Annotated in this window: 14 protein-coding genes; 6 read left to right on the plus strand and 8 right to left on the minus strand. The window is 66.6% G+C overall.

Features of this window, described 5'->3' with window-relative positions; genetic code table 11:
* Window positions 1–110: 110 nt before the first annotated feature.
* Complete coding sequence (locus NFI08_RS16695; protein ID WP_108133327.1) at window positions 111–1145, minus strand: TRAP transporter substrate-binding protein; 1035 nt, start codon at window positions 1143–1145, stop codon at window positions 111–113.
* A gap of 241 nt (window positions 1146–1386) precedes the next feature.
* On the opposite strand from NFI08_RS16695, the gene NFI08_RS16700 reads away from it, so the two are divergent.
* From NFI08_RS16700 to NFI08_RS16715, 4 genes are all read left to right on the plus strand, one after another.
* Window positions 1387–3198 carry an IlvD/Edd family dehydratase gene (locus tag NFI08_RS16700; protein WP_239452616.1) on the plus strand — a complete coding sequence of 604 codons (1812 nt, stop codon included), beginning with the start codon at window positions 1387–1389 and terminating at the stop codon, window positions 3196–3198.
* A 72-nt stretch (window positions 3199–3270) separates the two neighbouring features.
* The gene (locus NFI08_RS16705; protein WP_349590839.1) at window positions 3271–5073 is read left to right on the plus strand and encodes an IlvD/Edd family dehydratase; all 1803 of its coding nucleotides are present in this window, start codon (window positions 3271–3273) and stop codon (window positions 5071–5073) included.
* 514 nt (window positions 5074–5587) lie between these two features.
* Window positions 5588–6517, plus strand: a complete 930-nt coding sequence (locus NFI08_RS16710; protein ID WP_124804829.1) for a LysR substrate-binding domain-containing protein — start codon at window positions 5588–5590, stop codon at window positions 6515–6517.
* Between the two features lie 258 nt (window positions 6518–6775).
* Window positions 6776–7723 (plus strand): Gfo/Idh/MocA family protein, encoded by a 948-nt coding sequence (locus NFI08_RS16715; protein ID WP_124804893.1) that lies wholly within the window; start codon window positions 6776–6778, stop codon window positions 7721–7723.
* Window positions 7724–7806: 83 nt separating this feature from the next.
* On the opposite strand, the gene NFI08_RS16720 is transcribed toward NFI08_RS16715, so the two are convergent.
* The gene (locus NFI08_RS16720; RefSeq protein WP_349590843.1) at window positions 7807–9033 is read right to left on the minus strand and encodes an ROK family protein; all 1227 of its coding nucleotides are present in this window, start codon (window positions 9031–9033) and stop codon (window positions 7807–7809) included.
* A 670-nt stretch (window positions 9034–9703) separates the two neighbouring features.
* Here NFI08_RS16720 and xylB point away from each other — a divergent pair.
* Both xylB and NFI08_RS16730 read left to right on the plus strand, forming a co-directional pair.
* Entirely contained in the window at window positions 9704–10477 is a 774-nt protein-coding gene (gene xylB, locus NFI08_RS16725; RefSeq protein ID WP_349590846.1) for a D-xylose 1-dehydrogenase, read from the plus strand.
* Between the two features lie 46 nt (window positions 10478–10523).
* The gene (locus NFI08_RS16730; RefSeq protein ID WP_108133332.1) at window positions 10524–11948 is read left to right on the plus strand and encodes a sugar porter family MFS transporter; all 1425 of its coding nucleotides are present in this window, start codon (window positions 10524–10526) and stop codon (window positions 11946–11948) included.
* 103 nt (window positions 11949–12051) lie between these two features.
* On the opposite strand, the gene NFI08_RS16735 is transcribed toward NFI08_RS16730, so the two are convergent.
* From NFI08_RS16735 to NFI08_RS16760, 6 genes are all read right to left on the minus strand, one after another.
* Entirely contained in the window at window positions 12052–12681 is a 630-nt protein-coding gene (locus NFI08_RS16735; RefSeq protein ID WP_349590850.1) for a CDP-alcohol phosphatidyltransferase family protein, read from the minus strand.
* Between the two features lie 105 nt (window positions 12682–12786).
* Window positions 12787–13551, minus strand: coding sequence for a FadR/GntR family transcriptional regulator (locus NFI08_RS16740; RefSeq protein WP_349590853.1), 765 nt, complete (start codon window positions 13549–13551; stop codon window positions 12787–12789).
* A 165-nt stretch (window positions 13552–13716) separates the two neighbouring features.
* A complete protein-coding gene (locus tag NFI08_RS16745) occupies window positions 13717–15846 on the minus strand; it encodes a site-2 protease family protein (RefSeq protein WP_349590856.1) in 2130 nt (709 codons plus the stop codon).
* Window positions 15847–15944: 98 nt separating this feature from the next.
* A complete protein-coding gene (locus tag NFI08_RS16750; protein WP_349590859.1) occupies window positions 15945–17375 on the minus strand; it encodes an efflux RND transporter periplasmic adaptor subunit in 1431 nt (476 codons plus the stop codon).
* Window positions 17372–18208, minus strand: coding sequence for an efflux RND transporter periplasmic adaptor subunit (locus tag NFI08_RS16755; protein ID WP_348826463.1), 837 nt, complete (start codon window positions 18206–18208; stop codon window positions 17372–17374). The genes NFI08_RS16750 and NFI08_RS16755 overlap by 4 nt, the downstream gene beginning before the upstream one ends.
* Window positions 18198–19793: a TolC family protein gene (locus NFI08_RS16760; RefSeq protein WP_348826462.1), complete on the minus strand. Its 1596-nt coding sequence runs from the start codon at window positions 19791–19793 to the stop codon at window positions 18198–18200. Before NFI08_RS16760 ends, NFI08_RS16755 begins: the two co-directional genes overlap by 11 nt.
* Between the last annotated feature and the right edge of the window lie 15 nt (window positions 19794–19808).

Here is a 19808-nt window from a genome sequence, read left to right on the forward strand (position 1 = left end):
AGGTCACGACCACGGGTGCGGTCAGCAAGTCGTCACGGATCTGCCCCCCGGTGTCAGCAGGCTGGACCGGGGGGCAGGGCCCCCATCGGGGGCAGGACGGCTGGCGAGGCTTACAGTTGGCCGCGGGCGGTCAGGAAGCCGGTGGCGGCGTCGTAGACCTTCTGGGTCATCTCGTTCTTGCCGGCCCACTCCTGCCATTCCTGTTCAGCCGCCTGACGGAAGGCCTTGCGTTCTTCGTCGGGCAGGTCGAACGGGTGAACCTCCGGGTCCGCCTGGAGACGGGCAAGCGCTTCGATGTCCTGGGCCTTGAGTCGGGCGATCAGGTCGTAGGCCATGGCGTCGAAGGCGGTCTCGAGGGTGGTCTGAAGGTCTTCGGGCAGGCCGTCCCAGATATCCTTGTTCACCGATACCGCGATCATCGGCATGGAGTGGAAGCCCGGGTACAGCGGGTAGGGCGCAAAGGCATGGAGGCCCTGGGCGTCGTTGTTCGACAGCACCGTGGAGTCGGCGGCGTCGATCACGCCCTTCTCAAGGCCGGTGTAGACCTCGGAGCCCGGCAGGTTGACAGGCGTGGCGCCGATGCGCTCGAAGATGTTGTAGACCATGCCCTGGGGCGCACGAATCTTGAGTCCCTCGAAGTCTTCCAGCGACTCGATGGCCACCGTGGACGGGATCGACTCCAGCGGGAAGGTCGCCGCCGCCACCAGATGGGCGCCGTAGGGCTCCACCAGCTCGTTGTAGAGATCCTCGCCGCCGGCGTTGTTCATGAACTCGAGGAAGTCGTAGGGGTCGTTCCAGGCGCCCACCAGATTGCCGAGCATGCCGAAGGCCGGGTTCTGGCCGGAGAAGTAGCTGGGGTCGGTCATATGGCCCTGCAGGATGCCGGAACTCACCGCCTGCAGGGTTTCGGTGGGACCTACCACCGAGTTGATCGGCAACACCTCGATGGCCACACGGCCATCGGTCATGGTCTCGATGCGCTCGGCCCACTCCTGCTTGATCTTGAAGCTCGGCTCGCCGGCGGTCTCGGAGGCCTGGAAGGTCCACTCGTATTCAGCGGCCTGGGCACTGGCGGCAGCAGTGATGGCGATGGATGCCGCACCGATGGAGGCGGCAAGACGGGAAAGCCTGGGGATAGCTCGCATGGTCGATCTCCCTGATGAGAGCGTGATCGTTATTGGTGTGGCGGCAAGTCTTGACCGAGTTGCGAGTATGTTCAACATATACTTTCGTATGTGTGTACTTTGTGGCGCCCGCGACGTAGGCTTGCCCAGGACCCGACGAGCGGGTCGGTATTCGCCATGACGTCAAAGGCCAGCGATTGGCCCGAGACAGCAGGCAGACCGGTTGCCGCTCGCCCCGTGACAGAGTTGAAGGAGCCAGGCAATGGCCGATAGTGATCAGGATTCCCCAAGCGTGGGTGTCGAGGCAGCAAGCGACGAAGCGGCGACCGAAGTGCCCCAAAAGGCACGCTTTCGTAGCGCCGAGTGGTTCGGCAGTGCGGACAAGAACGGCTTCATGTACCGCAGCTGGATGAAGAATCAGGGGATTCCTGACCACGAATTCGATGGCCGCCCGATCATCGGTATCTGCAACACCTTCTCCGAGCTCACACCGTGCAACGCCCACTTCCGCAAGCTGGCCGAGCACGTCAAGAAGGGGGTGCTGGAGGCGGGCGGCTACCCGGTGGAGTTCCCGGTGTTCTCCAACGGCGAATCCAATCTGCGTCCCACCGCCATGTTCACCCGCAACCTGGCGAGCATGGACGTGGAGGAGGCCATTCGCGGCAATCCGCTGGACGGCGTGGTGTTGCTGACCGGCTGCGACAAGACCACTCCGGCGCTGTTGATGGGGGCGGCCAGCTGCGACATCCCGGCCATCGTGGTCACCGGCGGGCCGATGCTCAACGGCAAGCACAAGGGCCGGGATATCGGCTCCGGCACCGTGGTCTGGCAGCTGTCCGAGGAGGTCAAGGCAGGCAAGATATCGATCCACGACTTCATGGCCGCAGAGGCCGGCATGTCACGCTCCGCCGGCACCTGCAACACCATGGGCACGGCCTCCACCATGGCCTGCATGGCGGAATCGCTGGGGGTGTCGCTGCCCCACAATGCGGCGATTCCTGCGGTGGACTCGCGCCGCTATGTGCTGGCGCACCTGTCGGGCAATCGCATCGTCGACATGGTCAAGGAGGACCTGCGGTTGTCTCGGGTGCTGACCCGGGAGGCCTTCGAGAACGCCATTCGCACCAACGCCGCCATCGGTGGCTCGACCAATGCGGTGATCCACCTCAAGGCGATCGCCGGACGCATGGGCGTCGAGCTCGAGCTCGATGACTGGAACCGGGTAGGGCGTGGCACCCCGACCATCGTCGACCTGCAGCCGTCGGGGCGCTTTCTGATGGAGGAGTTCTACTACGCCGGCGGGCTTCCGGCGGTGCTGCGGCGCCTCGGTGAGGCAGACCGCCTGCCCCACAAGGAGGCGCTGACGGTCAACGGCCAGACCCTGTGGGACAACGTCAAGGATGCGCCGCTCTACAACGATCAGGTGATTCGTGAGCTGGACAACCCGCTGGTGGACGACGGTGGCATGTGCGTGCTGCGCGGCAACCTGGCGCCCAAGGGAGCGGTGCTCAAGCCCTCGGCGGCGAGCCCCGAGCTGATGCGTCACCGTGGTCGCGCGGTGGTGTTCGAGAACTTCGACGACTACAAGGCACGGATCAATGACCCGGATCTGGAGGTCGACGCCGACAGCGTACTGGTGATGAAGCACTGCGGTCCCAAGGGCTACCACGGCATGGCCGAGGTGGGCAACATGGGCCTGCCGGCGAAGCTCCTGGCCCAGGGCGTGACCGACATGGTGCGGATCTCGGACGCTCGCATGAGCGGTACCGCCTATGGCACCGTGGTCCTGCATGTGGCGCCGGAGGCGGCGGCCGGCGGTCCCCTGGCGGCGGTAGAGAACGGCGACTGGATCGAGCTGGATGCCTACGACGGGCGCCTGCATCTGGACGTCGACGAGGCCGAGCTCGAGCGGCGCCTGGCCGCCAGCGATCCCACCGAGGCGTCGCGCCGTATCGCCTCCAGCGGTGGCTACCGTCAGCTCTACATCGAGCACGTGCTGCAGGCCGATGAAGGCTGCGACTTCGACTTTCTGGTGGGCTGTCGTGGCGCGGACGTTCCGCGACACTCCCACTGAGCGCTCCCGACCTTCGCACCCAATGGCAGACCGTTGCCGCTCGCATGCCGGCGGCAACCGCAGGAGAACACCATGACCCAGCGCCCCCGCCTTACTCCCGACCAGCTGCGTTCCCGCTGGTGGTTCGACAATGCCGACCACCCGGGCACCACTGCGCTGTGCATCGAGCGTTACCTCAACTACGGGGTGACCCTCGATGAGCTGACCTCGGGCAAGCCGATCATCGGCATCGCTCAGTCCGGTTCCGACCTGACCCCCTGCAATCGTCACCACATCGAGCTGGTCAAGCGGGTCAAGGATGGCATTCGCGCAGCCGGCGGGGTGCCCTTCGAGTTCCCCCTGCATCCGATCCACGAGAACGTGCGCCGGCCCACGGCGGCGCTGGACCGCAACCTGGCCTACCTGGGCCTGGTGGAGGTGCTGCACGGCTACCCGCTGGACGGCGTGGTGCTGACCACCGGCTGTGACAAGACCACCCCGGCCTGTTTGATGGCGGCGGCGACGGTCAACATTCCGGCCATCGTGCTGTCCGGTGGCCCCATGCTCAATGGCTGGCGGGGCAACGAGCGGGTCGGCTCCGGCACCATCATCTGGGAGCTGAGAAAGCGCCTGGCCGCCGGCGACATCGACTACGCCGAGTTTCTTGCCCGGGCCAGCGACTCGGCGCCTTCGGTGGGCCACTGCAACACCATGGGTACCGCCTCCACCATGAACTCCATGGCCGAGGCGCTGGGCATGAGCCTGCCGGGGTCGGCGATGATTCCCGGGCCCTACAAGGAACGCGCGATGGTCGCCTACGACACCGGCCAGCGCGCGGTCGAGATGGTATGGCAGGACCTGCGCCCGCTCGACATCCTGACGCGCGAGGCGTTCGAGAACGCGGTGGTGGTGTGTTCGGCGCTGGGGGGATCGTCCAATGCGCCGATCCACGTCAACGCCATCGCCCGCCATGCAGGCGTTGCGCTCGACAACGACGACTGGCAGCGACTGGGCCACCGGATTCCGTTGCTGGCCAACGTGATGCCGGCGGGTGCCTACCTGGGTGAGGAGTTCCATCGTGCCGGCGGGGTGCCGGCGGTACAGCACGAGCTGCTCGAGCGCGGTCTGCTGCACGGCGACGTCACCGGCGTCGACGGCCGCCGCCTGGCCGACAGCATCGCGGGCCGCGAGACCCTGGACGAGAAGGTCATCCGACGCTTCGACAATCCGCTGGTCGAACACGCCGGCTTCCTGAACCTCAAGGGCAACCTGTTCGACTCGGCGCTGATGAAGACCAGCGTGATCTCGCCGGACTTTCGTCGGCGGTTTCTCGAGAACCCGGACGACCCGGAGGCCTTCGAGGGTCGGGTGGTGGTGTTCGACGGCTCCGAGGACTACCACGCCCGCATCGACGATCCCGAACTCGGCATCGACGCCAGCACCATCCTGATCATGCGTGGGGCGGGGCCGGTGGGCCATCCTGGCGGCGCCGAGGTGGTCAACATGCAACCGCCGGAGGCGCTGATTCGCCAGGGGATCGAGTCGCTGCCGTGTCTGGGTGACGGACGCCAGTCGGGGACCTCGGGGTCGCCCTCGATCCTCAACGCCTCGCCGGAAGCCGCCACCGGCGGGCCGCTGGCGCTGGTCCAGACCGGCGATCGACTACGCGTGGATCTGGGACGCTGCGAGGTCCGCCTGCTGGTGGACGATGACGAAATCACCCAGCGTCGACAGCGTCTCGACGCCCAGGGCGGCTATCCCTATCCGGCCCACCAGACGCCGTGGCAGGAGATCCAGCGCACCCTGATCGAACCACTGGATCGCGGCATGACCCTGCGCGGCGCCGACGCCTACCGTGACGTGGCGCGCCAGAGTCCGCCCAGGGACAATCACTGAACGACGCACGTCAACCCGTGCTGATACCCCCAGCCAGCCCGCCCCCGTCGTTGACGGGGGCGGGCTGTTTTGTCGGTGGGTGCCCGGGCAAGTTGACGGGCAGGGTGTCGGATCAGGTTCGTTCGTCATGCCGGCGCAAGGCTCGCCTGACCCAGCGCTCCAGGGTCGAGATCAAGCCCAGCGGCGGAGAGCATGGCAGCACGATCTCGGGTAGCCGAGTCGAACGTCTGCGTCTGCGATCATGCTGGTGCAGGGGAGGATCAAAAGGGCGCATGGTCTACCTCCAGAGTGTGGTTCAACCACCGTCTGCACGGGGTGGCCAGTTCGCAACGTTGGCGCGCGGGCAGGCGGTGAGACGTCGTCGCTGTTCGCGCTCGCAGGAAGCGCATGGCGCACCTCCTTGCGTCCTTTCCCGATCAGTATCGGGATGTCTGCCAGCATGGTCGTCCTCTCTGGTTCATTCCAGCGAAAGTCTCTACACTTTATTTTCAGATAAATTGAAAATAGTAGTGACATGCACAGCGACCATTTGAGCGCACGTCCGTTGCCGCTGCTGGATCTCGACATCGTCCGCAACTTCGTTGCCATCGTGGAACATGGCAGCTTTTCCCGTGCGGCAAGACAGGTGCATCGCACACCCTCTGCCCTGAGCATGCAGGTCAAGACCCTCGAGGCGACGCTCGAACAGCGGCTGCTGCTGCGCCATGCGCGTCGAGTGGTGCCGACGCCCGAGGGCGAAAAGCTTTTGGGCTATGCCCGGCGTCTGTTGCAGCTCAACCACGAGACGGTCTCCCAGTTTCTGCAGGCGCCGCTGCAGGGCGGCGTTCGCCTGGGCACCTCTGACGACGTCGGGACCCGGGTACTGCCGTGGGTGCTTTCGCGGTTTGCGCGGAGCTTTCCCGAGGTCCAGGTGGACGTGACCGTGGCACCGAGCGAGGATCTGGTGGCGCGGCTGGACGCTGGCGAGGTCGACGTGGCGCTGATCACCGCCGGCACGCAAGGCCTGGCTGGCGCCCGGGGTGAGGTGGTCCACCGGGAAGCGCTGGCATGGGTCGGACGCGGAGGAGGGGCGGCGCACCAGCGGCGACCGCTGCCGCTGGCGGTGGCCAACGCCGGCTGTGCCTGGCGAAAGCTTGCCCTGTCGGCGCTGGATGGGGCCAATGTCGACTATCGCATCGCCTACGTCAGCGAGAACTGCGCCGGCCATCTGGCGATACTCGACGCCGACCTGGCGGTGTCCGCCTTGCCTCGCAGCCTGGTGGAGCCGCCACTGGTCACCCTGGCAGAGTCCGAAGGGCTGCCGCCCCTGGGGCACTATCAACTGGTGCTGTTGCGAACACCAGGGGCAACCGCTGCGGTCGACGCCCTGGCCGAAGAAGTGGCCTCGGCGTTCAAGCAGTGGTCAAGCTCCGGCGCCCACCGCCCCGGCCTCCTGGGTGGCTGAAATCCCTGGTCCGGCGGCAGACCGTCTGGCCTGGCCCTGGCCCTGGCACCTGCTCTTGCCCTTGTTCTTGCGATAAGCTGGCGGCCTTTCGTCGGCCCGCCTGACGGTGGCGTGCGTCGACGGGAGGAAGGCAAGAGAGGGGGGAGAGGAAAGAGAGGAAAGAGAGCCAAGAGAGGCAGGAAAGAAGACGGGGGCGCTGATGGAGATGGAAGAGATGGATGAGGGGAAAAGTTGGAGGAGAGGGGAGAGATGGAGCAGATGAAAGCGAAGCCGTTTCGACTGGGCGTGGCCGGCGCCGGCAAGATCGTCCGAGACCAGCATCTGGACGCCATCCGTGCCACCGAAGGACTTGAGCTGGTGGCGTCGGCGGACCCTCATTCGCGCCTGGAGGGCGTGGCGTCCTACGCCAGTCTCGAGGAGATGCTCGACGCCGCGCCGGATATCGACGCCGTGGCGATCTGCACCCCTGCCCATCTGCGCCACAGGCTCGCCAGTCATGCGCTGGCCCGTGGCAAGGCGGTGCTGCTGGAAAAGCCGCCGGGTGCCACCCTGGCCGAGGTGCAGGACCTCAAGGCACAGGCCGAAAAGGCGGGACTTACGCTGTTCGCCGCCTGGCACTCGCGCTTTGCCCCGGGCATCGCCGCGGCCGCCGAGTGGCTCGCTGGACGCCGGGTAGAGAGCGTCGATATTCGCTGGCACGAGGACGTGCGGGTGTGGCATCCAGGCCAGGCCTGGCTGTGGGAAGCCGGCGGCATGGGGGTGTTCGATCCGGGCATCAACGCCCTGTCCATCGTTACCGCACTGCTGCCCGATCCGTTCTTCTTGAAGCGGGCCAATCTGGTGGTGCCCGCCAACGCCCAGACACCCATCGCGGCGACGCTTGAATGGCGTACCGCCGATGGCGTCCTGCTGAGCGGTGACTTCGACTTCCGCCACGAGGATCCGCCGTGCTGGGAGATGACCTTCGTCACCGATGGGGGAAGCTTGACCCTGGAGGCGGGGGGCGCCCGCCTGATCGTCGATGGCAAGACCCTGATCGATGAGCCGGAGCGCGAATACCAGGGGGTCTACGCGCACTTCCACAGCTTGCTCGAGGCTGGCCAGCGCGATATGGACATCACGCCGCTGCAGCAGGTGGCCGACGCCCTGATGCTGGGGCATCGTCAGGCCACCGAGGCCTTCGTCGACGATGATGGCAGCGCCTGAACACGCCACTTCGCGTCGATCTCTCGATGACCCACGACGTCGTCGCTCACTTGGTGTGAGCTGAACCCGCCAGAAGCAGCGGGTTACTCGTCAGTGGCGAATTCGTCGTGGCGAGCCAGCAGCTGGCACAGTACCTGGGCGGCAGCGCCGCGGGCGGCGGTCGCCAGGCTGTCGTCGAGGATGCGCACCGGGATCGGCGGCGCCTGCGGCAGCAGATGGTTCTGATGACGAGTGAAGAACGCAAGCGCCGGGTCCAGCAGCGGTGCGCCGAGCTTCACCAGCGAGCCACCGATGACGATGCGCTCGGGATTCAGGGTGAGGTGGAGATTGAGCAGCAGCAGGCCCAGGGCTTCCCCTGCCTGGTTGAGGGTCTCGGCCACCAGGTCGGGGTCGCGGTGATGCTTGATGCCTTCGCTCAAGGAGGCGCCGGCCTCGATACCCAGGGCATCTCGCAGGGCCCAGCCACTGACCAGGGTCTCGGCGCAGCCGTGGTTACCGCAGTGACATGGCTTGCCCCCCGGCGCCAGGAGTGTGTGGCCGATCTCGCCGGCCAGCCCATGCACGCCGCGAATCACCCGGGGCGGCGTACCTTGCACCACCAGCCCGCTGCCGATCCCGGTAGCCGCGCTGACGTACAACAGTGAGGACGGCGTCGCGGCTTCCTGGCCGCTGGACGGGCTGCAATAGAGCTCGCCAAAGGCCGCCGCCTTGGCCTCGTTGTCCATGCACCAGAATCGTCTCGAATCATCGTCGAGTTCCGGCAGGCGCTGCCTGAGCATCTCGAGCAGCGGGACGTCTCGCCAGCCCAGGTTGGGCGCCAGGCTAAGCCGCGACTGCTCCGGCGACGTCGGCCCCGGCACCGCCAGTCCCACACCGAGCAGTGTCCTGTGTGAAAGCGCCGTCCGGATCAGCTCGCGCACCATGGGCACGATCTGATCCAGGGTATCGTCTGGCCGGGTCGGCACCACGGCCTGGTGTCGCTGGGCCAGGATCAGGCCATGAAAGTTGATGGCCAGCACGTGCAGCCCATGGACCCCGATCTCGATGCCCAGGATGGCATGACTGTCGGGATTGAGGGACAGCGCCCGTCCGGGGCGGCCGCTACCCCCACGCAGCAGATCGCCTTCGACCAGCCAGCCCTGGTCCAGCAACGTCTGCACGGCGGCGCCGACGGTTACCTTGGTCAGGGCGGTGCGTTGGGCAAGCTCGGCACGGGTCAGGCCGGGCTGGCGGCGCAGCCACTCCAGCAGAGAGGCGCGGTTGCGTGACTTGAGCGCACCGAGGTCGCCGGCGGTGGAAGAGGCGGTCATGAACGAAAGTCTCCGACCCTGATAGGGATGGGGAAGGTCGCGTCGAGTGTATCAAGGCGGGCGACGGGCCGCAGCGCCGGACTTTAGGGCTTGTCTGAAAAGTGCCTGCGCTCGGTAATACGGCGTTAAAAATCGGCTGGTGCGCCAGCCCGGTCAAAATGCTCATTTACACCCCGTAAACTGCGCTTTCTCACCGATTTTTGCCTTGTCTAACCTTCGCTCGTCGACTTTTCGGACAGCGCCTAGCGCCGTACAGTAGCGCCCGACTGCATCGGCCGAACAAGGATCCAGAGTGAATCCGTGCGACGCCTGTGCCGCTTTTTAGAAGAGCACTGGATTTCAGAAGACCACCGGGCGCCATCAAGCACCTTTCCGCAGGGAGGCTACTGTTCGACATAAGTGCAATGGCACAAGGCGTCCGACTCGACAAGACTGTGCACTTAGTTAGGACAAATTACTAACGAAATATTAGTAAAGAGAAATAACAAACATCTCTCGTCGAACGCACGGATCTCGCCAGACCAACGGCTTCGCCGATCGAAAGGCGAAAGCGGTGACGCGCGCCGCCTCCAACAGGCCAAGCCGATACGTCGACGAGCGCAGGCGCTTCCAGGCAAGTCCTGGATGGCTTAGGTACAACCCCTACAACAGCAACGGGAGTCACGCTGACATGACGAAGGAATCTCGAGCGCCGGTGGCGCTTTATCCAGGCCTTGCGGGCAGGCGGGTGGTCATCACCGGTGGCGGCTCGGGAATCGGAGAGGGGCTGGTGGAGGCGTTTGTCGAGCAGGGCGCCGAGGTGCACTTTCTCGACCTCGCCGAGGCGCCATCACAGGCGCTGGTGGCGCGTCTGACTGAGCAGGGTGCCGGCCGCGATCGGCTGCAGTTCCATTACTGCGACCTGACCGATCTGGCGCGTCTCGACGAGGTGCTGAGCGCGATCGGTGATGTCGATGTGCTGGTCAACAACGCGGCCAACGACGATCGCCATCGTCTGGCGGACATCACCCCGGCCTATTTCGACGAACGCATCGCCGTGAATCTCCGCCACCTGGTGTTCGCCACCCAGGCGGTGGCGCCGGGCATGGCCAGGCGTGGCGGCGGTGCGGTGATCAACCTCGGCTCGATCAGCTGGCACCTGGGCCAGGCAGGCCTGGCGCTCTACGAGACGGCCAAGGCCGGTATCGAGGGGCTGACCCGGGCGCTGGCCCAGGAACTGGGTGAACAGGGCATCCGGGTCAACTGCGTGATCCCCGGCAACGTCAAGACGCCGCGCCAGTCCCGCTGGTACAGCGCCGAACAGGAGGCCCAGATCGTCGCCGAGCAGAAGCTCAAGGTGCGCCTCGAGCCTCATCACGTCGCGGCGATGGTGGTATTTCTCGCCTCCGACGCGGCCAGCGGCTGTACCGCGCACAACCACTGGGTGGACGCCGGCTGGCTGTGACCCAGCCTTTCTTCCATCGCGATATCACAACAACAAGGAGTTCAGCATGCCTATCGTATCCTCAGCGGCGGACGCCGCCTCGCTCAAGCGACAACGCTATGTGTTCGCCATCTGCTGTATCGCCGCCATCGGCGGTTTTCTGTTCGGCTTCGACAGCGGCGTGATCAACGGCACCGTCGATGGTCTGCAGACGGCCTTCGACTCCGACAGCGTCGGCACCGGCTTCAACGTGGCCTCGATGCTGCTGGGTTGCGCCATCGGTGCCTTCTTCGCCGGCCGCCTGGCCGATCGCTACGGCCGGCGTGCGCTGCTGATCGTGTCGGCGGTGTTCTTTCTGGTCAGCGCCTGGGGCTCCGGGGTGGCGACCGGCTCGCTGGAGTTCGTGATCTACCGGGTGCTCGGCGGCATGGCGGTGGGCGCTGCCAGCGTGATGACGCCGGCCTACATCAGCGAGGTGGCGCCGGCCGAACGGCGCGGACGGCTGGCCACGATCCAGCAGGTGGCGATCATTTCGGGGCTGTTTATCGCCTTCGTCAGCAACTATGTGCTGGCCAAGATCGCCGGTGCCTCCACCGCCAGTCTGTGGTTCGGCTTCGACGCCTGGCGCTGGATGTTCTGGATCGAGATGCTGCCGGCGGCGATCTTTCTGCTGGCACTGCTGGGTATCCCGGAGAGCCCGCGTTTTCTGATCAGCCGCGGACGCGACGACAAGGCGACACGGGTGCTGGTCACCCTGCTCGGCGAGCAGGCGGGGCAGGCCAAGGTCGCCGAGATCAAGGCGTCGCTGAACGCCGACCATGTGCCGAGCCTCAGGGACCTGATCAACGCCACCAGTGGCAAGGTGCACGGCATCGTCTGGGTCGGTATCGGGCTGGCGGTGTTCCAGCAGCTGGTCGGGATCAACGTGGTGTTCTACTACGGCGCGGTGCTGTGGCAGGCGGTGGGCTTCTCCGAGGGTGATGCCCTGCTGATCAACGTGATCAGCGGTGCGGTGTCTATCGGCGCCTGTCTGATCGCCATCGCGCTGATCGATCGGATCGGTCGCAAGCCGCTCTTGTGGGCAGGTTCAGTGGGTATGGCGCTGACCCTGTGCCTGTTGGCCTACGCCTTCTCCACCGCCAGCATGGTCGACGGAAAGCTGGCCTTGGCCGGTGACATGGGGGTGCTGGCGCTGCTGGCGGCCAACGCCTATGTGCTGTTCTTCAATGTGTCCTGGGGGCCGGTGATGTGGGTGATGCTCGGTGAGATGTTCCCCAACCAGGTGCGCGGTTCGGGACTGGCGGTCTCGGGGCTGTTCCAGTGGCTGGCCAACTTCGCCATCACCATGACCTTCCCGATCATGCTGGCGGGAATCGGCCTTGCCGGGGCCTACGGTGTCTACGCCTTCTTCGCGGCCTGCTCAGTGGTGTTCGTGATGAAGTGGGTCAAGGAGACCCGTGGACGGGAGCTTGAGCAGATGGCCTATGAGTAACCCATGCGTTCGGGTTGGACAGCAGGCGGGTTTCCCATGGTGAACGGGGCTGTCGTCCTGCATCTTAGGTGCCACGCCTGCTGATGGTGGGACCCCGGCGAGATCAAGGCGCCGGGGTCTTGTCGTCTCCAGTGACCTCGGCGATGCCACGGCGGACACGCAGGTACAGCGAGACCAGCATCATTGCCGCCATCAGCCAGAAAACTGCTGCGATAAACCAGCTTGCCGCCAGGCCCACCGCCACCACCAGGGCGAGTATGCCGATGACCAGGGCGCGATCGCTCTTGCCCATGGGGCCATCATAGCGTCGGGTCGCCCCGACCAGGGGGCCCATGACACCGGCGTATTCGACGATGATGGCCAGTACCAGGGCGAAAATGACGGCATTGGTACCCGCATCGGGCAGCAACGCGAAGGGAACGAACAGTGCAGCGTCCGAGACCACGTCGCAAAGCTCGTTGAGATAGCCGCCCAGGGCCGTCTGCTGGCCGTGTTCACGGGCGAGCATGCCGTCGATGGCGTTGAGCGCCATACGCAGGGGAAGCCACAGTGCGATCAGTACGAACCAGAGCTGCGTCTGCACGTTGAGGCCAACCACTGCCGCCACCAGCAGTGACAGCACGGCGGCCAACAGGGTGACCTGATTGGCGCTGACGCCACGCTGGTGAAGGCGGCCCACCAAGGGACGCAGCAGGGCTTGAAAACGAGGCTTGAAATCATACACGGAGGCCATGTCAAAGATCCTTTTTGACGGGCTAGGCGAGGGGGACGGGGCTGGCGGGTGCGTGGGCTGCGCCAGGCCGCCAGCTTAGCATGGCGGCTCCCACAGGACCTTGACTCAGCCGGTAGGAGGCAACTCCAGGTCGCTGCCGAGTATCGAGTCGCCGGGTTTGATGCCCAGGGCGTCGGCGGTACCGGCGAGCACCGCCTGGGCGGCGCGAAAGGCGTCCTGGGGGCGCCGCGTGCGGATCGCCTCCATCAGCTCGCGGTGACGCTCGAGGCTGTCCTCGGGGTCGCTGGCGCTTTCGTTGGAGGTCTCGATCAGCAGGTAGATCGAGGGGCGCAGGATATGCGAGAGCTGGGACCAGACGATATTGCGGGTGGCCTTGAAGATGGCCACATGGAAGGCGATGTCGTGATCGCTGTGCAAGCGCTTGGCGTCGCCCTCGGCGGCGTTCATGGCGCTCTCCATGCCCTCGAAGGCCTCCTCGATGGCGACCAGATCGCGGGCCGTCGCGCGGCGGGCTGCAGTCATCGCCACGTAGGGCTCGACGTCGAGGCGGAAGCTCAGGATCTCGCGCTGGATCTCGGGGTTGGGAGCCGCGTAACGGGTCATCCAGTCGGTGACCGACGGGTCGAGGATGTTCCAGGCCTCGACCTCGCGCACCTTGGAGCCGTGGCCGGAAATGCGTTCGATGATGCCCACGTCCACCAGCTGGCGCAGGTCGCTCCTGACCGCCGAACGGTTCAGCGCAAACTGTTCGGCCAGGTCGACCTCCTTGGGCACGAAGTCGCCGGGGCGATAGCGTCCGCCGAAGATGGCCTCGGCCAGGTAGTCGGCCACGCTGGGGCGTTTGCTGTTGCTGCGAGATGGGACGGCCACTGACTTGCTCCTGGCGAATGCAGTGACGATGCTAGCGAATGTGCAACATAGTGACAATGCGCCTTAGTGACAACGCGGCACAGTGACAACGGGGCATAGCGACAATAGGGCACAGTGGCAGCGCTGGTGGGCTCGCGGGCAGGCAGTCTAGAGGGAACCGTCTTCTCAGAAGCCACTCTCGCGGATCACCACCGAAGCGAGCCAGGTAGTGAACTGGCCGACCAGGCTCTGACGCTCGGCGTCGATGTGCAATTGGCCAGCGGCCTGCCTGCCGCCTGTCCAGGGGCTGTCCAGGCGGGCTTCGATCGCGATCAGCGCGCGTTCAAGACGCAACTTGCCGCGCTCCTCCGGGTCCTCGTAGGTGGACAACGGGCCGCCGTGGCGTGCCGCCAGCAGGGGGTGACTCAGGTGCTCGGCGCGGGTGGCACCGATGCTGGTGACGTGTCCGGCCAGTGGTCGGGTGTGCCCTTCCACCAGAAAGCGCACCCGAGCGCCAGGACTCAGGCGGTGGACCTCGTCCTGAGGCACGTAGGCATCGATGACCCAGGTCGAGGGGTCCACCAGTACGCCCAGCGGCTCCCGGGTGGCGACCCATTGCCCCGGCGTCTGTTGTCGATCGAAGCGCTGCCATTCGCCGGCGAAGGGGGCGTTGATGACCAGTCGCTGCTGCTCCCGCCGGGCGGCCTCTCGTCCGCTTTCGCTGACGCGGTGTAGCGCCAGGGTAGCGCTGTCGCGATTACGCCCATCGTCGGCGTCGAGCAGCCCCGCCAGTTCGGCCTCCAGCAGGTCGAGCTCGCTTTCCTGGGCCAGCTCGCGACGTCGGATATCCGGCTCGCTCAGCCGCACCAGGGCCGCCTCCCGCTCGACCCGTCCGGAGACGGCGATGGTCTCCAGGCGTGCGGGAAACGGCGAGTACAGGGTCAGTTCGCGCTCGGCGTGGAGCACGCCAGGCCCGCTGACGCGGGTCTGCAGGGGCAGGCAGGCCAGCAACAGCAGGGTGCCGAGGGCCAACAGCCAGGCCAGGCGAAAGCGCCGGGGGACGGCGCGGCGATGGGACCACCAGTGCTGCAGTTCTCGGGTGACAGGCATCAGGATGAACCAGGCTATTTCCACGGCGAACAGGACGATGCCCAGCGCCTTGAAGAACAGATGATAGACGGCCAGGGCGATGCCGAGGAACAGCACCAGCCGATACAGCCAGGTGGCGAAGGCGAACAACACCAGCGAACGTCGCTGATGACGGGGAAAGGGCTCCGGCCAGGCCTCGTCGAGCCCCAGCAGTCGACGGCGCAGCCACACACGGGCCTGGGCGCCGGCGCGCTCGTGCAGGTTGGGGAAGTCGAGCAGATCGGTCAGCACGAAGTAGCCGTCGAAGCGCATGAAGGGACTTGCGTTGATCGCCAGGCTCAGCACCCAGCTGGTGGTGGCCAGGTACAGAAGTGCCGAATTGACGGCGCCCGGCTCGGTCAGCACCCAGCCAAGGGTCGCCAGGCCTGCCAGGCCAAGCTCCACCAGCATGCCCGCCGACGAGATCGCCAGCCGCGATCGGCTGCGCCTGAGTTTCCAGCTCTCGCCGGTGTCGGTGTAGAGCATCGGCCACAGCACGATAAAGGCGACGCCCATATGCGCCACCTTTACCCCCAGCCGGGTCGCCACCAGGGCATGGCCGAGTTCGTGGCAGGCCTTGGCCACCACCAGCGCACAGGCGAAACTGAGTATGCCCGACAGCGAGAAGGCGTCCATCACCGCGTGGGTAAAGTGGTCCCAGCGGCGCACCACCAGCACCAGCCCGAGCAGTCCGAGCAACAGCACCGCCGTGACCATGCCACGGCTGAACAGCCAGGGCAGGGCCCGCACCACGGCGCCAAGAAAGCGCTGCGGGCGCACCAGCGGCAGGCGAAAGAACAGATAGTGATGCAGCCACCAGGACAGCTTGCGCCAGGCGGCGCCTGTGGCGGCCTCGCGGGCCATGCGGTCGGTAGCGTCGGGCCCGGCCCGCAAGAGACGGTGATGCTCGAGAAAGTCCACTAGTTCGAGCACCTGCTCGAGCGACGGCTGCATCGGCGTCTGGGCGGCGATCTCGTCGCGAATCCGCGCGGGACTCGCCCCCCAGCGCGCCAGACACTCGAACTCGAGCCAGCCGATCCGGTAGAAGCGATTGGTCACCGGGTCCTGGATCGACCACTGGGGCTCGCCATGGCGATCACGGCCCGCATCCACCAGCACCAGGTCCTCGCGCAGCGGTGGCGGCGAACGATCCGAGCGTTCATCGACGCCGGCGGTGTGATGGGCCATCGTCGCGCTAAAGGGACTGGCGTGGACGTCCGTGGGTGAGGCAGCCGCGCTATGGGAAGCCCCCGGGCCATGGCGTGCGGGTGTCGCTGAGGCCATGGCTACCACCCCGTCCAGGCGCGCAGGGCCGACAGCGGCCGGCGCAGCAGGTAGTAGCCGAGACTGACCTCTTCGCCGTAGACCTTGGCGGTGCCGTGCAGCCCCAGGCGTACCTTGTTCGCTGTCGAGTCGGCCTGGGTATTGGTCCCCTGGTCGAGGCTCTGTCCGGCGCTGTCTTTCACCTCGGTCGGCGCAAGCTCGGCCAGCAGGCGATAGGCGGCGACGCCATCTGCGTCGGTCGAGGCTTCGTAGCTGGTCTGGGTGAGGCGCGCGCCGATCGGTTCCAGCGGCCGGGCGCTGAGGAACACCTTGACCTCGGCCCCCGCTGCCAGGGTGATGGCGTCGGCGGCGGCCAGCTGGATCTCCACCGCCGGCTGATCGGGGTCGGCCAGGCGCAGGATGCGCTCGCCGGTGGCGACGGGGCGTCCTTCCCAGTCGTCGGGGTCGCTGTAGACCGCGACTCCCGCCGTCGGAGCCGTCACCAGGGTGCGTTCGAGCCTGGCCTCCAGTGCCTCCAGTTCGGCCAGGCGCTGTGCCTGCTGGCGCCTCAGGCGACTTATGTCGGCGAGCCGTGAGCGGTCGTCGAAGGCCAGGTTGCCGGCGGCGTCGAGCTCGGCGCTGGCCACCTCGAGCTGACGCCTGAGTACCTCGGCGCGGCCTTCGAGTTCGCTACGGTCCAGGCGAAACAGGGGGGTGCCGGCCTCGACGCGTGAGTTGGGCTCTACCAGCATCTCGGCCACCACACCGTCCAGCGGGCTGGTGATGGCGGCGCTGTCCAGCGACACGATCTCGGCCGGGGCCAGGGCCGACTGGCGCACCGGCAGGAACATCGCGGCGATCACTGCAACCAATAACAGCCAGCCGAGCCGACGACGCGGTAGCTGCCAGGCGCGTCGGCGTGGCGCCAGGGCCTGCCAGCAGTAGCGCCAGGTGGCGGCCAGGCCACCGAGCTGCTGGCGCAGCGCCTGGGGCGGCGGCTGCTCGAGCAGAAACAGCGCCCAGGCATGGTCGGTGGTCGACTTTCGGTCGGCGTCGGCACCGCCGGGACCCAGCGGCACCAGCCACAGCACCTCTGGCCACCACTGGGCCCAGCCTTCGGACAGGTCGTCGGGGAGTTCAAGTTGATCGCGCAGCAGCAGCCTGGGGCCATCGACGTCGTGTTGATCGAGCAGCCAGGCGCCGAGCCTTTCCACCCAGTTGACGAAGGGGGTGCGCTCGGTGGGCGTGGCCAGCCCCGAGACACAGCGCAGCCTGACCGCGCCTCGGGCGCGGCCCTCCACCACCAGTGCCTGACGAAAGCGCAGCAGCGGATAGGGGTCGTTGGCGATGGAGAAGGCCAGGGTGGTGCGCGAGTCGGCGTCCAGCGCGCGATCTCGCAGGGCCAGGCTCAATGACGCCAGCGACGCCGGGCGTGGGTGTTCGCTGGCGCTCATGGCGTGCCTTCGTCGCTGTCCTCTGTGGTGGGCGATTCGGCCACCAGGGTGGCACGCCCGGTCATGCCCGGCATCAGCTCGTCATGGGCCTGGTCGAGGCGTGCCTCGAGCTCGACGGTCTGGGCCACCGCATCGATGCGGGCACTCACCGCGCTGAGCGTGGCGGGGTAGCGCTTGCCGGTCTCGCTGACGTCAAGACTGAGTGGCTGGCCTTCGCCGAGCTCGGCCAGGTGCGCCGAGGGCGCATTGAGCCTGACCTTGAGAGGGCCATCACCGACCAGATCGACGATCGGCGTACCGGCGGCCATGGTCTGAAAGGGCTTGACATGTACCGCGGCGATGCGCCCGGTGAAGGGCGCCTTCAAGGTACAGCGATCACTCTGGACGGCGGCAAGGTTCAAGGCGCTCTGGGCCTTGTCGACCTCCGCGCGGGCCAGCGCCACCTCGAGATCGCCCACCGCGTCCAGGCGGCGCAGGCGGTCCTTGGCCTGGCTGTTGAGCCGGGCCACGCCGAGTTCGGTATTGGCCACGTTGACCCGGGCCTGTTCGATTCGACAGTCGAAGCGGGCAAGCACATCGCCCTCGGCCACCGTAGCACCCAGCGACACGGCCAGCTCGTCCAGGGTGCCTTCCATGCGGCTCGACAGGGTCGCCTCCTGCTGGGGGGCCAGCAGGGCGCGCATGGTCAGCTCGCTTCGGTTCTCCTGTATCGGCTGCTGGGTCGATTGAGGTGCCGACTGCTGGGCCGATGCCAGCGCCGACAGCCCGAGCAGGGGCAGTGCGAGGCCGAGGAACATCCCGGCCGAGCGCGGGCGAAGGCGACTAGACGGCATCGGTGCCCCCCTCATCGGCGCCTGTCCCCGGCTGCGGGCGACGCGGCTCCAGGGTGGGCCCGCCGGCTGGCGCCGGTGGCTGGCCCGGGTGAGGCGCAATGATGCCCTGGCGCTCGTGGGTGGTCATGATCCGTTCGATCTCGCTGGCCAGGGTCTGTACATCGTGCTGGGCGACGGTCTCGGGCAGCACGTCCAGGCCCACCGAGTTGAACAACCGGCCCCAGGCGGCCTGGGCGCGGGAGTAGGCCGCCTCGCGCTGGTACTGGGACAGCAGGTAGCGGCTCTCGGCGCGAATCACCTCAAGCTCCGAGCCGATGGAAGAGGAGGCCGCGGCCTTGGCGTAGGCCAGCAGGTCCTCGTCCACCTCGAGGCTCTCGTCGCTGTACTCGAGCTCCTCGCGGGCCAGGTGGTAGCGCAGGGCGCCCACCCGAACCTGGGTCAGTACCGCCATGGACAGCGCGGTACGGCGCAGGTCGTCGGCATCACCCTGGGTGTCCTGGGCTTCGTTCAGATCGGGATAGGACAACAGCTTCAACAGGTTCAAGGACACATTGACGCCGGTCTCGGTCCAGTCGTTGTTGTACAGGTAGTCGTTGGAGTCGTACTCGATGCCCGCGCTGACCGTGACGTTGGGCCACAGCCTGAGCTTGGCGGCTTCCAGGTCGTTCTGGTTGACCCGCTTGCGGTACCACTCCTCCATGATCTCCGGGCGGTGCTGCAGCGCCAGCTGTTCCAGGCGCTCGATATCGCTGACGTCCGGGGGAAGATCCGGTTCCGGTTCGTCGGCCAGGATCAGGCGGGTACCGGGGGGCAGCGACATCAGTGCGGCCAGTTCGGTCTTGGCCAGCTCCAGATCCTGGCGGCGCGCGGTCAGCAGGGTGGTGGAGTCGAGCAGGGCGCGCTGGTAGGCCAGCACCTCCTGTCGTGGCAGCAATCCCTGGCGCTGGGCCTCACGGGCGGCGTCCAGCGCTACCTCGGTGCGCGCCAGCAGCACATTGAGACGAGGAATCAGGCGTTGGGCGGCCAGCGCCCGCCAGTAGGCGTTGCGCACGTCGCGCAGCACGTTCTGGGCGACCTTGCGCCGACGTTCCTCGGCCATCAGCATCTGGTCGGCCTTCTGCTGGTTCTCGTAGTAGGCCAGGCCGAAGTCGAGCAGGCTCCAGGACAGGCCAAGGCCCGCGGTGGAACGGTAGCGCTGCTCCGAAGTGGAGGGCCGCAGGCTTTCCTCGCCGTCCTCGATACCGATGGAGGTGCCGCCGGAGTCGTTGCTGCGATCGCTGTAGCCGGCGTCGGCGACGATGCGTGGCAGCAGTTCATGGCGCGAGACGTCACGCAGGTTCGAGGCCAGGGCGCTTTCCATCAGCTTCAGGCGATAGTCGAGGTTGTACTTGAGTGCCCGGGCGGCGGCCTCGTAGAAGGTGACCGGCTGATTGAGCGGCTCCTGCAGGCGATACATCTGGGCCTGGTCGCTGATCGCCCGCTGACGGATCTCGGTGGCGTCGAAGGGCTGGGGCTCGAGGCTGGAGCAGGCACTCAGGGTCAGGCCGGCGGTGACCGCCAGCGTGGTGAGCGGTAGTCGATGCATGCGGTGTCCTTGTCG

The sequence above is a fragment of the Halomonas sp. EF61 genome (assembly GCF_040147045.1).
Taxonomy (GTDB): domain Bacteria; phylum Pseudomonadota; class Gammaproteobacteria; order Pseudomonadales; family Halomonadaceae; genus Halomonas; species Halomonas litopenaei.